Source organism: Cryobacterium sp. PH31-AA6 (assembly GCF_030063195.1).
Lineage (GTDB): Bacteria > Actinomycetota > Actinomycetes > Actinomycetales > Microbacteriaceae > Cryobacterium.
On the sequence record NZ_JASISS010000033.1, the window covers coordinates 1 to 14,062 of the forward strand.

The window sequence follows — 14,062 nt, forward strand, 5'->3', positions numbered from 1 at the left end:
CGGCTCGTGCCCGAGAAGCGGGCGCGGGGTAGACCGTGCGCCCGCTTCCCAAAGACGGGCCGCGAGGTACCGGCCAGGTCAGGCGAACCCCCAGGCCTTCTCCTCATCGCTCGAGGCGTCGGACAGCGGGGTTCCGGTCAGTGGCCGCGGAGCGAGCGGGCCAAGCGGGTGGGACCCGGGGTCGGGGGCGCGCACTGCCGCCTCCTTGAGCTCGACGAAGATCGCGTGCGTCGCGGTCTTGCCGATGTTGAGGCCGGCGTGCTCCTGGGCCGGAAGCCAGCGGGTCTCGCCGGAGGGCAGCTCGACGTCAAGCTCGCGGCCCTCGGACGACAGTCGCCTGGCGTAGGAGCTGAGGGTGATCATCACGCTGTCGGGGTGCTCGTGCGGGTTGGTCTCGTCGCCGGGAGCGTCGAGGAATTCGAGCACGCGCACACGCTCGTTTTCGAGGAGAACCCGGTAGAGGCCCGGGTCGGTGACGAGCGGATCGAGCGGATCCGTGACTTTCTTTTCGCTGTCCATGTGGCACCGTAACACCGTTGACCGGCGCCGATCAAGGGTTCGCGGCAGAGACGTGACCGCCCTGGCGGTTCCCGGCCCGGCACCGGCGAGGGGGAGGGTCAGGACGGCGACCAGCGCGCCGCGGTGTAGTCAATCCGGTATCCTGGCGCGACGGCGTCCAGCAGCGGCGTGCCCTCGGCCCGGTAATGCTCCAGGGCCCGCGCCTCATGTTCGAGCGGCGGGTGCCCGCCCGAACGGATGACCCGCCACCACGGCGAGTCCGACCCGTAGTGGCTCATCACCTGGCCGACGACGCGCGCGGCACGGGAACCGAGCGCGGCGGCGACATCGCCATAGGTCATCACCCGGCCGGCCGGGATTGACTCGACGACATCCAGTACATCGGTGACGAAGGGGCTGTCCGGGGTGAGCCGCATGAGAATCGGGTGACGAGCGCGGGTTAGAGCTGCAACGCCCCGATGATCTCGCCGTAGGCGGTCTCGCCGACGTCCTTGAAGCCGATCTTGTGGAAGAACGACTCCGGACCCTCTGCACCGGGCTCCCAGATGACGGTGATGTGGTCGAAGCCGCGCTTACGGGCCTCCGCGGCGAGGGCGTCTGCGGCGAACTTGCCGACGCCCTTGCCCTGCGCGTCCGCGTCCACGTTGATCCGCCAGATGCAGGCCCGGAATTCCTCGGTGCTCGACTCCGGGTCGAAATTGCCGTGGATGAAACCGGCCACCTCGCCGTCGAGAAGCACCACGCGCTGCCAGGCGGTCGCCGGGTTGATCACGGAGGCCGCGACCGAATAGGAGACCGGAGCGATGTATTGTTCCTGGCCCGGCTTCAGGCTCAGGGTATTGGCCGCAACAATGTTGTTCGCGGACAGTTCTTCCAGTCGTAGTTCACCCATGACAACAGGCTAACGTGCGCTCGGGGGTGCCGGTAGTCGGGGTTTGCGCCGACTCCGCGGCCGGCCCGACAACTGTCTCGATGTCAAGATAGTTGCGTCCCTCTAGTAGAATTGCGGTGGCCATTCCGGGCCCCCCGACTTTCTGAGGAGATTTCATTGGCGAAGATCAAGGTTGAAGGCACTGTCGTCGAGCTCGACGGGGACGAGATGACCCGCATCATCTGGCAGGCGATCAAGGACACCCTGATCCACCCGTATCTCGACATCGACCTCGAGTACTACGACCTGTCGATCCAGAAGCGCGACGAGACCGACGACCAGATCACGGTCGACGCGGCCCGCGCCATCCAGAAGCACGGCGTCGGCGTCAAGTGCGCGACGATCACGCCCGATGAGGCCCGGGTCGAGGAATTCGGCCTGAAGAAAATGTGGGCGTCGCCCAACGGCACGATCCGCAACATCCTCGGCGGCACCATTTTTCGCGAGCCCATCATCATCTCCAACATCCCGCGCCTCGTGCCCGGCTGGAACAAGCCGATCATCATCGGCCGCCACGCGTTCGGCGACCAGTACAAGGCGACGAACTTCCGCTTCGAGGGCGAAGGCACGCTCAGCATGACGTTCACCCCGAAGGACGGCAGCGCACCCCAGGAGTTCGAGGTCTTCCAGGCTCCGGGCAGCGGCGTGGCCATGGGCATGTACAACCTCGACAAGTCGATCATCGACTTCGCCCGTGCCTCGCTCAACTACGGCCTCGAGCGCAACTACCCGGTGTACCTCTCCACGAAGAACACCATCCTCAAGGCCTACGACGGCAGGTTCAAGGACATCTTCCAGGAGATCTTCGACGCCGAATTCAAGGAGCGTTACGACGCCGCCGGCCTCACCTACGAGCACCGCCTCATCGACGACATGGTCGCATCCGCGATGAAGTGGGAGGGCGGTTACGTCTGGGCCTGCAAGAACTACGACGGCGACGTGCAGTCCGACACCGTTGCGCAGGGCTTCGGCTCCCTCGGCCTGATGACCAGCGTGCTCTCCACCCCAGACGGCAAGGTCGTCGAAGCAGAGGCCGCGCACGGCACCGTGACCCGTCACTACCGTCAGCACCAGCAGGGCAAGCCCACCTCGACGAACCCGATCGCGTCAATCTACGCCTGGACCCGCGGCCTCGCGCACCGGGCCAAGCTCGACGCGAACCCGGCGCTCGCCGAGTTCTCGCACACCCTCGAGGACGTCGTCATCAAGACCGTCGAGAGCGGCAAGATGACCAAGGACCTCGCGCTCCTGGTCGGACCGGATCAGGGCTACCTGACCACCGAGGAATTCCTCGCGGCGATCGCGGAGAACCTGCGGACCCGCCTGGCGTAATCCGCGCCAGACAGGCCGGAAGGCCCCGACCAGGTCGGGGCCTTCCGGCGTTGAGGCGAGCCTTTCCTTGCTGGCGCGGTGCGTGAGGCGGGGTGACAATATGACCATGTCGACTCTTCTCGCCGCTGTTCGGCGCTATCCGCTCGTCGCCACCACGGTCGCCCTCGGCCTGGTCGGGGCGGTACTGGCCCTGACCGGGCAGCCCGACGCCGTGCGCTGGCTGTTCAGCGCGTTCGGCCTCGCCGTGGCCGCCTACGAGGCGGTCGGGATGGTGCGGCAACTGCGCGCGGGGACCTTCGGCGTCGACTTCCTCGCCATCACGGCGATCGTCGCCACCGTGCTCGTCGGCGAGTATGTCGCCACGATGATCATCGTGCTCATGCTCACCGGCGGAGCGGCGCTGGAGGACTTCGCGGTGAACCGCGCCAAGCGGGAACTCGACGCCCTGCTCAAGCGCGCACCGCAGATCGCGCACCGGTACACGGCCGACCTCACGGAGGTCGAGGACGTGCCGGCCACGGAGGTGCGCATCGGCGACCACCTCCTGGTTCGCCCGGCCGAGATCGTGCCCGTCGACGGTGCGCTGCTCTCCGAGAGCGCCGCTTTCGACGAGTCCTCCCTCACCGGGGAAAGCCTCCCGGTCGAACGCACCGCGGGCGACGCGATCCTCAGTGGGTCGATCAACGGCCAGGCCGCGGCGACCATTCGCGCCACCGCGACCGCGGCCAACAGCCAGTACCAGCAGATCATCGCGCTGGTCGAGGAGGCCGCGGCGAGCAAGGCGCCCGTGGTGCGCCTCGCCGACCGGTACGCGGTGCCCTTCACCGCGGTATCGCTCGCAATCGCCGGGCTCGCCTGGCTTTTCAGCGGCGACCCGGCGCGTTTCGCCGAGGTGCTCGTCGTGGCCACCCCGTGCCCCCTGCTGATCTCCGCGCCCGTCGCCTTCATGGGCGGGATGAGCCGCGCCGCTCGCAACGGCATCATCGTCAAGGGCGGCGGGGTGCTCGAAACACTGTCGCGGGCGAAAACCGCCGTCTTCGACAAGACCGGGACGCTCACCCACGGCACCCCGACCATCGCCAGGGTGATCCCCGAGCCGGGCTTCGGCGAGGACGAACTGCTGGTGCTCGCCGCGTCGGCCGAACAGTATTCCTCGCACGTGCTCGCGGCATCCGTGATCGCAGCGGCCAGGGCCCGCGGGCTCGCCCTGACCTCCACCGACACCGCCCACGAGGTCCCCGCCCACGGCGTCATCGCTCGGCTCGGCTCGGCCGAGATCACCGTCGGCAAGCTCTCCTACATCAGGGACCGCGCACCGGATGCCGCGGCCACGACCCTCGAGGGCGGCGAACTCGCCATCTACGTCGCCGTCGACGGCCGGTTCGCCGGCAGCATCGTCGCCAGCGACAGTCTCCGCAGCAACGCCCGCCAGACGATGGCAGACTTCCGTGCCCTGGGCATCACCGAGACGGTCATGCTCACCGGGGACGCGCGGCCGACGGCCGAGCACATCGCCGCGCTGGTCGGAATCGAAACCGTGCAGGCCGACTGCCTGCCCGTCGACAAGGTCGACGCGGTGCGCGGCCTCACCGGGCGCCCGGTGATCATGGTCGGTGACGGCGTGAACGACGCGCCGGTGCTCGCCGTCGCCGACGTCGGTATCGCCATGGGGGCCAGGGGTGCGACCGCGGCCAGCGAATCGGCCGACGTGGTCATCCTGATCGACGACCTGTCCCGCACCGCCCGTGCCGTCGCCATCGGCCAGGACACGATCCGGATCGCGCTGCAGAGCATCTGGCTCGGAATCGCGCTGAGCCTCGCCCTGATGATCCTGGCCGCCGTCGGGTTCATTCCGGCCACCGTCGGCGCCCTGCTGCAGGAATTCGTCGACCTGGCCACCATCCTCAACGCCCTGCGGGCGATCGGCGGACGACGGGATGCCGCGGTGAAGGCCCAGTCGTCGTCGGGGGTGCCCGCAGAGACCTCCGCACTCGTGCGCTGAGGTCACCCACCGGCGGCGCCGGGATTCGGCACGGGCGCGCCGGTGAAGGCCGTAGCCTGAGAGGATGCGACGAATCCGCCTCAGTTCAGGAGCCAACCGGCCCGGGGCGGCCCCGAAAGAGCGCCTGTCCCGCGAGGTGCTCGTCCTCGGCGTGATCGCCTTCTTCGTGATGGTCGGTTTCGGCGTGGTCGTGCCGGTCCTTCCCGTCTACGTGCGCAGCTTTGGCGTCGGAAACCTGGAGATCGGCGCGGTCGTCTCCGCGTTCGCGCTGATGCGGTTCGTGTCGAGCCCGTTCTGCGGCCGGATGATCGACTGGGCCGGGGAACGGGCGGTCCTCGCGACCGGCATCGGGATCGTCGCGCTCTCCAGCGGGCTCGTCGGCGTTGCCCAGAACTACCCGCAACTACTTCTGCTCCGCGGGGCCGGCGGCATCGGCTCCGCCATGTTCACCGTCTCGGCAATGACACTGCTCCTCGGCTCGACCTCCCCGGGCATCCGCGGTCGCGCGATCGGCTTCTACCAGGGCGGATTCCTCCTCGGCGGCATGGCCGGCCCCGCGCTGGGTGGCCTGCTCGCGACGATCTCACTCACCGCACCCTTCTTCTTCTACGCCGGCACGCTGACCGTCGCCGGCATCCTCGGCCTGCTGCTCCTCGGACCGGCCCGGCGCCCGGCGCCCGGCGAGACCGGTGCCGCGGTGCCACGAATCCCGTTCCGCACGGTGCTGCGCGACCCGCGGTTCCGGGCGGCCTGCCTGGCCAACTTCTCGCAGGGCTGGACCTCGTTCGGAGTGCGCAACGCGCTCATTCCCGTGCTCGTGGTCGAAGTGCTCAAGGGACCGAGCGCGTGGACGGGGATCGCCTTCGCCTTCGCGGCCGTCGCCCAGACCATCGCGCTGGCCCCCGCAGCGCGATTCGTCGACACGGTCGGCCGCCGTCCCGCCATCATCGGCGCGTACGCCCTCGCCGCCGTGACGATCATGGCGGTGCCGTTCGCGCCGAACATCGTCGTGCTCACCGGGCTGCTCTGCGTCTACGGCGTCGCGTCGGCGTTCATGGGCACCGCACCGGCGGCCGCGGTGGGCGACGCGGCCGGGGCGGGCGGCGGACGCCCGGTCGCGGTGTTCTCGATGTTCTCCGACTTCGGGGCCATCATCGGACCGCTGGTCGCCGGGCTGCTCGCCGACCAGCTGTCCTACCCGATGGCGTTCCTGGTCGGGGCGTTGTTCTTCCTCGCGACCTCGCTCTACGCGATCCGGATGCCGCGCGAGGCCCGGCGGTCCTGAGCGGGCCGGGCGTTCAGCGCAGTTCGGACCGGCCGGTGAGCACGCCGCTCACGGTCGCCACGACGGCGAAGATCACGCCGACCAGCGGCAGCCCGAGGTCCCACCAGGCGAGCGCCGCGGCGCCGAACACGGCGATCTCCACGACGGCCTTGCCGAACGGGTCCAGCCGGAACACGGCCTTGGGCGAGCGGAAGAGAGCCCAGAGCAGCAGCGCGAACGCCGGGGCGGCGATGCCGACCAGCAGGCCGGGCCAGGGGAGCGGCCACGCCGCGAAGCCCCAGAATCCGAGGCTGAAGAACGCGAAGAGTTCGAGCACAAAACGCAGGATGTCGTTGGCGCCGACCTGCGCGCGGGAGTCTGTCACAGGCCCAATCCTACCGAGTCGCCGGGTCTCGACAGGCTCGACCACCGCGACAGGCTCGACCGCCGCGACAGGCTCGACCACCGCGACAGGCTCGGCCGCCGCGACGGGCTCGACCGCCGCGACGGGCTCGGCCGCCGCGACAGGCTCGGCCGCCGCGACAGGCTCGGCCGCCGCGACGGGCTCGGCCGCCGCGACGGGCTCGGCCGCCGCGACAGGCTCGACCACCGCGACAGGCTCGGCCGCCGCGACAGGCTCGGCCGCCGCGACAGGCTCGGCCGCCGGTGGTCGAGCCTGTCGAGACCGGTCGCCCCGCGGAATCCCGGGTCACCGGAAGATGATGGTGCGGGCCCCGTCGAGCAGCACCCGGTGCTCGGCGAACCAGGTCACCGCCTGGGTGAGGGTGCGGCTTTCCTCGTCCTGGCCGATCGAGACCAGCTCGGCCGGGGTGCGGGAGTGGTCGACCCGCACGACGTTCTGTTCGATGATCGGTCCCTCATCGAGGTCGCCGGTGACGAAGTGCGCGGTCGCGCCAATGAGCTTCACGCCACGGGCATGCGCCTGCTTGTAGGGGCTCGCGCCCTTGAACCCGGGCAGGAACGAGTGGTGGATGTTGATGGCCCGGCCCTCGAGCACCTCGCAGAGTTCGGGGGAGAGGATCTGCATGTACCGGGCGAGCACGACCAGTTCGATATCGTGTTCCTCGATTGCTTCCATCACGCGCGCCTCGAACGCGGCCTTGCTGGCGGCATCCGTGATCGGCAGGGACTCGAACGGCACGCCGGAGAAGCCGACCAGGTCGCGGAGGGTCCCGTGGTTGGACAGCACCAGCGGAACCTGGATCGGGAGCTGACCGCCGCGCTGGCGGAAGAGCAGGTCGTTCACGCAGTTGCCCGCCGTCGATGCGAGCACGAGGGTCCGCACCGGTCGCCCGACGACATCGATGACCGATTCCATCGCGTACCGCTCCACCACCGGCGCGAGCTCGGCCTCGAGCTCCTCGCGCGGGGCCGGGCACTCCACCTGGAGACGCATGAAGAAGCGGCCGGTATCGGCGCTGGTGAACTGCTGGCTCTCCGTGATATTGCCGCTTGCCCGAACGATCGCGCCGCTGACCGCGTGCACGATGCCCGGCTGGTCGACGCAGACGAGGGTGATCACCCAGTGGTGACGTGTGCGGGGTGGCAACGAGGAAGTCATCCGACTAGGCTACCGGCCTCCCCGGCCACCCGGATTGCACGTCGGGTACACTGGACCCTGGTCGGCGCAGCACGTCGGCCCCGGGCGCGCACGTCGGCGCGCAGTCAATCCGGACCGGCCCCGCCGCGAGAGAGCGGCGGGCGCCCCTGTTCCCGTCTGTGAGCAACAGTCACCATGACATTCACCGCGCCCATCAACCTGCCCTCCTCCGACCCGTCCGACGGGGAGGACCGCACCGGCGAGGCCCCTGGCCCGTTCCCGTGGGTCGGCCTGATCGCGCTCGCCGCCGCGGTCTTCCTGTCGGTCACCTCCGAAATGCTCCCGACCGGCCTGCTGCCGGACATGAGTCGTGGCCTCGGGGTCAGCGAGGCCCAGGTCGGGCTGCTCGTCTCCTGGTTCGCCTTCACCGTGGTGCTCACCAGCACCTCGCTCGCCCATCTCACCCGCCGACTGCCCAGGCACGGCCTGATCGTGCTCGTGCTGATCGTGCTCGCCGTGAGCAATGTGCTCACCGCGATCTCGCCGAACTACGCCTTCATGGTCGGCGGCCGCATCCTCGGCGGCATGGCACACGGCCTGTTCTGGGCCGTGGTCGGCGCCTACGCCGCGCACCTGGTGCCCAAGGAACAGATCGGCCGCGCCGTCGCGATCACGGTGTCTGGCGGAACCCTCGCCTTCGTCTTCGGCGTGCCGCTCGCCACGGCCGCGGGCCACCTGCTCGGTTGGCGGCTCTCGTTCGTGCTGCTCGCCGGCCTCATGCTCGTCGGGGCGCTTCTCGTCTGGCGGTTCCTGCCTCCCGTTTCGCACTACGGCGCCCGCCGCACGGATGCCGAGTCGGCCGCGCTCGCCGCGGCCGCGCCGCCGGCGGCACCGGGCCCCGCCGAACCCCGCCGGGATCCGACCATGCGCGCCGTGATCCTGCTCAGCATCATCACCGGCCTGACCATGGTCGGGCATTACACCTTTTACACCTACATCGCGCCGTTCCTCATCGACACCCTGGGCGTGGACGGCTCGGCCGTTGCACCGCTCCTGTTCGCCTACGGCATCGCCGGCGCGGGCGGACTCGTGCTCGCCGGCACGGTGTTCGGCCCCCGACCCCAGCTCGGGCTGGTCATCGGCATCGGTGTATCCGCGCTCAGCGTCAGCGTCCTGGCGATCTTCGCCGCCACCCTGCCGGTCGCCATCACCGCCTTCGTGCTCTGGGGGCTGGCCTTCGGCTTGCTGCCGCCGCTGCTGCAGACGCGGCTGTTGCGCACCGCGTCACGGCGCATCCGCGACACCGCCAGCGCCATCTACACCACCGCGTTCAACGCCGGCATCGGCGGCGGCGCCCTGCTCGGAGCTGCCCTGCTCAACACGCTGGGCATGGACATGGTGCCGGTGGCCTACATCGGCATCCTCGGGCTCGCGCTGGTGCTGGTCATCGCCAGCAACGCGGTCGTGCGCCGCCGCCCGGCCTGACCAGACTCGAGCCGACCAGCCGGCGGCGGCACGACGGTTCGCACCCTTCGTCTCGGCGGTCCGCCGGCTCGATTCCAGTCCGGACTACGCGCCGACGAGCTCGATCGTGCCGGTCAAGGGGGTGTCGCTCACGGAAGTGCCCACGTGCACCGTGAACTGGCCCGCCTCGCACTGCCAGCCGGCATCCCAATTCGCAAAGGCCCGCAGCGGAACGTTGATGTTCACGTCCACCTGGGCCCCGGCCGCCAGTTCCACGGCGGCGAATCCGGCCAGCCAGCGCACCGGCCGGTCGATTGCGGTCTCGGGCCGACTCAGATACACCTGCACGACCTGTTTGCCGGCACGGTCGCCCGTGTTGGTCACGGTCACCGTAATGTTGGCCCCGTCAGAGCCCGCGGCGGCGAGGGATGCGGGGACCGCCAGGTCGGCCAGGCTCCAGCTCGTGTAACCGAGGCCGAACCCGAACGGGTAGGCCGGTTCGGTGCCGGCCTTGAGCCAGGCGCGGTAGCCGATGTGGATGCCCTCGTCGTAGCGCAGGGCACCGTCCCTGGGCGTCACGTCCCGCACCGGAACGTCGGCCTCGGTCTTCGGCCAGGTGGTGGGTAGGCGGCCGCCCGGTTCGACGGCACCGAAGAGCACGTCGGCGAGGGCGTTGCCGTATTCCTGACCGCCGAAGTAGGTCAGCAGCATGGCCGCCACCTCGTCTCGCCAGGGCAGCAGAACGGGGGAGCCCGCGTTGACGACGACGATGGTGTTCGGGTTGACGGCGGCGACGGCCCGCACGAGGTCATCCTGCCGGCCGGGCAGGGCGAGGCTGGTGCGGTCGAAGCCTTCGGACTCGACCTGGGAACTGGTGCCGACGACCACGATGGCCACGTCGGCGCCGCGGGCGGCCTCGACGGCTTCGGCGATCAGTCCGTCGGGGTCGGACTCGTCCGCCTCGAGCCCGACCAGGATGGAGAACACGCCCACGAAATCCGCCTCGCGTCCACGGAGATCGAAGTCGACCAGCAACGTCACCGGTTCTCCGGTGCGCACGGCGATGGTCGCGGCGATCGAGGGCGGGGTGGGCAGGGCGGCGCCCAGGTCGAGGCCGATGGCCAGCCCGGTGTCTTCGCGCAGCAGGGTTCCGTTCGCGTAGATTCGGCCGCGGCCGACGGCGGAGAAGCCGAAAGCAACCTCGCCGGTCGTCGCCGGGGTCCAGATCGTCGACAGCTCGATCCGTTCGGCGGTGCCGATGGGTGCTTCACCGCCGAAATAGGTCAGCGAGGTGGCGAGGCGATCCTCCCGGAAGAGTTCGCCGCCGTCGGCATCGAGGAAACGAACGAGCAGGCCCGGCTCTCCGGTCGAGGGATTGACGATGTCGGCCGGGTTGAGCGGGGCGATGCCCTTCTGCACGACCGCGCCCACGCAGTAGCTGACAACGGAGTTCGGAAGGGCGCCTCGGATGCCGTCGAGCGGCGTGACGATCTTCTCGGGCAGCACCGTGGCGCTGCCGCCGCCCTGGGTGCGGTCGTGGAGGGCGTTGTGGCCGATCACGGCGACCCGGGTGAGCGCATCCGTCGCCAGGGGAAGGATTCCGCCATCGTTCTGCAACAGCACGCTGCCGGCCGCGCTCGCCGTGCGGGCGAAGGCGACGCCGTCTTCGACGAGCACCGGTGCCGCCTGCACGGGCTCGAAACCCGCCAGGGCGCCGACCCGGGCGGCCAGGCGCAGCAGACGGATGACCTTGCGGTCCACATCCGCTTCGGCGATGGAGCCGTCCCGCACGACGGCGACGAGCGCCGGCCCCCACGGCCCGTCCGGCCCCGGCATGACGAGGTCCTGAGCCGCCTTCGCGGATTCCACGCTGCGCACGGCGGTCCAGTCGCTGATCACGACGCCGTCGAAACCCCACTCCGAGTTGAGGGGGGTCTCCAGCAGGTCATTCTCGGTGGCCGTGACGCCGTTGATCCGGTTGTAGGAGCTCATCACGAGCCAGGCCCGCGAGTCGACGATCGACTTCTCGAAGGCCAGGAGGTAGAGCTCGCGCAGGGCTCGTTCGCTCACCTCGGTGCTGGCCGTGAAGCGTTCGGTCTCGTAATCGTTGGCGACGTAGTGCTTGGGCGTGGCGCCGACGCCGTTCTCCTGCACCCCGCGCACATACGCTGCCGCGAGGTCGGCGGTGAGCACCGGGTCCTCGCTGAAGGCCTCGAAGTGGCGCCCACCGAGGGGCGAGCGGTGCAGGTTGATGGTCGGGCCGAGCACGACGTCGACGTTCTTGCGCCGTGCTTCGACGGCGGATGCCGCGCCGTAACGGGCCGCGATCGCCGTGTCCCAGGAAGACGAGAGTGCGGTCGCCGAGGGCAGATTGAGCGACGGCGAGCGCTCGTCCCAGATCTCGCCACGCACCCCGCTGGGTCCGTCGGAGACCAGGATGCGCCGCAACCCGATCTTCTCGAGCGGCCAGGTGTTCCAGAAATCGCGCCCCGTGAGCAGGAGCACCTTCTCCTCGAGGTCGAGGCGGCCGAGGAGTTCGTGCAGCCGGGCGGTTTCATCTGCGGAGTCGTGGGTCATCGCTTCACCTTCACGGGGTCGGAACCGCCCTCATCGGCGGCATTCCGGCAGCGTAGCAGGAATACCTACCAATGGTAAGTTTTATCCGTGGCTGCTACCGTGGGCCCATGAGCACTGAGGTTCCGGCCCGTCGGTATGCAAAGGGCGAGGCGAAGCGGCGCCAGATCCTCATCGCCGCGCTGGCCGTGGTGGCGAGGCACGGTTACCGCAACTCGACGCTGCAGGAGATCGCGGATGCGGTCGGCCTCACCAAGGCGGGCGTGCTGCACTACTTCGACTCTCGCGAGGACCTCATGGCCCAGGTGCTCCGCGAGCGAGACGCGCATGACGGTACCGCCTACACCCCCGCGGACGGCGACTCACTCACTCAGCTTGGTCGCACCGTCGAGCACAACGGCTCGGTGCCTGGCCTGGTGCAGCTCTACTCGCAGGTGGTGATCGAGGCCGAGGCGCCCGAGCATCCCGCGCACGCCTTTGTCCGCGATCGATACGGCGCACTGGTCGCCAGTCTGGCCGAGGGGGTGCGGCGCCGCCAGCGTGCGGGAACGGCCGGGCCGGACCTGGACCCCGTAGCGGTGGCGCGAATCGCGATCGCGCTCAGCGACGGGCTGCAGCTGCAGTGGCTCCACGACCAGTCGCTCGACATGAGCGGCGTCTTCGACACGGCAATGGACCTGGTGCTCGAAGCGCGGCCCCCTCGGGCGAGCTGAGCGGGGAACGGCTCCTCCGCACGAGACGCCGCGACGCGGCGGTTAGCCCTGCCCGTCGGACCCCGTCGGGTCGGTGACCGCCGGAGTCGGACCGGTGAAGGCATTCCGGGCCGCCGCGATCTCGAGGATGCGCCCACGACAGGCGTACCAGCCGACGATCAGCGCCGGGATGATCAGGACGAGGGAACTGATGGTGAGCGTGCCGACCGGCCAGTCGAAGGCCATCAGGACGAGCACTGCGACGAGGAAGGCGAGGCTGGCGTAACCGGTGTACGGGGCCCCGAACATCCGGAAGGCCGGCCGTTCCAGGATGCCCTTCTTCGCCCACGCCTGCAGCCGAAGCTGGCAGAGCACGATCATGCCCCAGGCGCTGATGATGCCGATCGCCGCCATGTTGAGCACAATCTCGAACGCCTCGTCCGGCACGATCGCGTTCAGGCCGACGCCGAGCAGGGTGACCACGCCGGTGAGCAGGATGCCGCCGAACGGCACGCCGGTCCGGCTGACCTTGCCGGCGAACCGCGGTGCCGATCCCGCCAGCGACATCGACCTCAGGATGCGGCCGGTCGAGTACAGACCCGCGTTCAGCGAGGACAGCGCCGCGGTGAGCACCACCAGATTCATGATCACGTCGACGCCGCCGACCCCGATCGTGCCGAAGAAGGTGACGAACGGGCTCTCCCCGGCCTTGTACGCCGTGTAGGGCAGCAGCAGCGAGAGCAACAGGATCGACCCGACGTAGAAGACGGCGATTCGCACGATGACGGTGTTGATCGCCTTCGGCATGACCTTCTCAGGGTGCTCGGTCTCGCCGGCCGTGGTGCCGACCAGCTCAATCGACGCGTAGGCGAAGACGACGCCCTGTACGACCAGTACGGAGGCGAGCAGCCCGTTCGGGAACCAGCCGCCGTTGTCGTTGATCAGGCTGAACCCGGCCTCCTGGCCCGTCAGCGGCGTGCCGAAGAGCACCATCCAGGTGCCGACCAGGAGGAAGGACACGATGGCCACGACCTTGATCAGCGCGAACCAGAATTCGAGCTCACCGAACACGCTCACCGAGAGCAGGTTCAGCGAGAGCACAACGGCCAGCGCGGCCAGCGCGTACAGCCACTGCGGCACGTCCCCGAACGGAGCCCAGTACTTGGCGAAGAAGTTCATGTAGAGCGCCACCGCGGTGACGTCCACGATCGCCGTCATCACCCAGTTCACCCAGTAGAGCCAGCCCGTCACGAACGCGGCCTTCTCTCCGAAGAACTCGCGGGCATAGGAGACGAACGATCCACTCGTCGGACGGTGCAGCACGAGCTCGCCGAGGGCGCGGAGGATGAGGAAAGCGAAGAAGCCGCAGATCGCGTAGACGAAGACCAGGGACGGTCCCGAACTGGCGAGCCGGCCGCCCGCGCCGAGGAACAGGCCGGTGCCGATCGCGCCGCCGATCGCGATCATCTGGACCTGGCGCGCCTTGAGCCCCTTGTGCAGTCCGTCGTCCTCGTGGATGCTGACGGCATCCGAGATGTGCTCGAGCGGGGTCTCCTTGGGGAGACCGTGGTGCTCCCGATGTTCACCGTGCCCCGGCTCGTGCTGGACTGGAGGCCGTTCGGGCCCGTGGGTGGTGCTCGTCATGGGGCCGCTTCCGTTGTCCGTCAGGGGCCAACACTATCGCGCATGGGCTCCCACCCCGGCATAAGTCCCTGACCGGAGA

General features: G+C 69.4%; 12 protein-coding genes. 5 read left to right on the plus strand and 7 right to left on the minus strand.

Annotated elements, in window-relative coordinates; all coding sequences use genetic code 11:
- Positions 1 to 78: 78 nt before the first annotated feature.
- From QMG61_RS15720 to QMG61_RS15730, 3 genes are all read right to left on the minus strand, one after another.
- Positions 79 to 519 carry a cytoplasmic protein gene (locus tag QMG61_RS15720; protein WP_283495281.1) on the minus strand — a complete coding sequence of 147 codons (441 nt, stop codon included), beginning with the start codon at positions 517 to 519 and terminating at the stop codon, positions 79 to 81.
- 98 nt (positions 520 to 617) lie between these two features.
- Entirely contained in the window at positions 618 to 935 is a 318-nt protein-coding gene (locus QMG61_RS15725; protein WP_283495282.1) for an MGMT family protein, read from the minus strand.
- Between the two features lie 23 nt (positions 936 to 958).
- A complete protein-coding gene (locus QMG61_RS15730) occupies positions 959 to 1,411 on the minus strand; it encodes a GNAT family N-acetyltransferase (protein WP_283495283.1) in 453 nt (150 codons plus the stop codon).
- Between the two features lie 156 nt (positions 1,412 to 1,567).
- On the opposite strand from QMG61_RS15730, the gene QMG61_RS15735 reads away from it, so the two are divergent.
- The 3 genes from QMG61_RS15735 to QMG61_RS15745 all read left to right on the plus strand — a co-directional run bounded on the left by QMG61_RS15735 (position 1,568) and on the right by QMG61_RS15745 (position 6,069).
- Complete coding sequence (locus QMG61_RS15735) at positions 1,568 to 2,782, plus strand: NADP-dependent isocitrate dehydrogenase (protein WP_283495284.1); 1,215 nt, start codon at positions 1,568 to 1,570, stop codon at positions 2,780 to 2,782.
- Between the two features lie 106 nt (positions 2,783 to 2,888).
- Positions 2,889 to 4,784, plus strand: coding sequence for a heavy metal translocating P-type ATPase (locus QMG61_RS15740; protein ID WP_283495285.1), 1,896 nt, complete (start codon positions 2,889 to 2,891; stop codon positions 4,782 to 4,784).
- Between the two features lie 64 nt (positions 4,785 to 4,848).
- On the plus strand, positions 4,849 to 6,069 hold the full coding sequence (locus QMG61_RS15745; protein WP_283495286.1) for an MFS transporter: 1,221 nt from the start codon (positions 4,849 to 4,851) through the stop codon (positions 6,067 to 6,069).
- Between the two features lie 13 nt (positions 6,070 to 6,082).
- On the opposite strand, the gene QMG61_RS15750 is transcribed toward QMG61_RS15745, so the two are convergent.
- Positions 6,083 to 6,658 carry a YrdB family protein gene (locus QMG61_RS15750; RefSeq protein WP_283495287.1) on the minus strand — a complete coding sequence of 192 codons (576 nt, stop codon included), beginning with the start codon at positions 6,656 to 6,658 and terminating at the stop codon, positions 6,083 to 6,085.
- Between the two features lie 99 nt (positions 6,659 to 6,757).
- Positions 6,758 to 7,630, minus strand: a complete 873-nt coding sequence (purU, locus tag QMG61_RS15755) for a formyltetrahydrofolate deformylase (protein WP_283495288.1) — start codon at positions 7,628 to 7,630, stop codon at positions 6,758 to 6,760.
- A gap of 174 nt (positions 7,631 to 7,804) precedes the next feature.
- Here purU and QMG61_RS15760 point away from each other — a divergent pair, with 174 nt between their 5' ends.
- The gene (locus QMG61_RS15760) at positions 7,805 to 9,094 is read left to right on the plus strand and encodes an MFS transporter (protein WP_283495289.1); all 1,290 of its coding nucleotides are present in this window, start codon (positions 7,805 to 7,807) and stop codon (positions 9,092 to 9,094) included.
- Positions 9,095 to 9,178: 84 nt separating this feature from the next.
- On the opposite strand, the gene QMG61_RS15765 is transcribed toward QMG61_RS15760, so the two are convergent.
- A complete protein-coding gene (locus QMG61_RS15765; protein WP_283495290.1) occupies positions 9,179 to 11,650 on the minus strand; it encodes a beta-glucosidase in 2,472 nt (823 codons plus the stop codon).
- Between the two features lie 107 nt (positions 11,651 to 11,757).
- Between QMG61_RS15765 and QMG61_RS15770 the strand changes: the two genes are divergently transcribed.
- Positions 11,758 to 12,360 (plus strand): TetR/AcrR family transcriptional regulator, encoded by a 603-nt coding sequence (locus tag QMG61_RS15770; RefSeq protein ID WP_283495291.1) that lies wholly within the window; start codon positions 11,758 to 11,760, stop codon positions 12,358 to 12,360.
- Between the two features lie 42 nt (positions 12,361 to 12,402).
- Here the strand turns inward: QMG61_RS15770 and QMG61_RS15775 are convergent, their stop codons facing one another.
- A complete protein-coding gene (locus QMG61_RS15775) occupies positions 12,403 to 13,983 on the minus strand; it encodes an amino acid permease (protein ID WP_283495292.1) in 1,581 nt (526 codons plus the stop codon).
- Between the last annotated feature and the right edge of the window lie 79 nt (positions 13,984 to 14,062).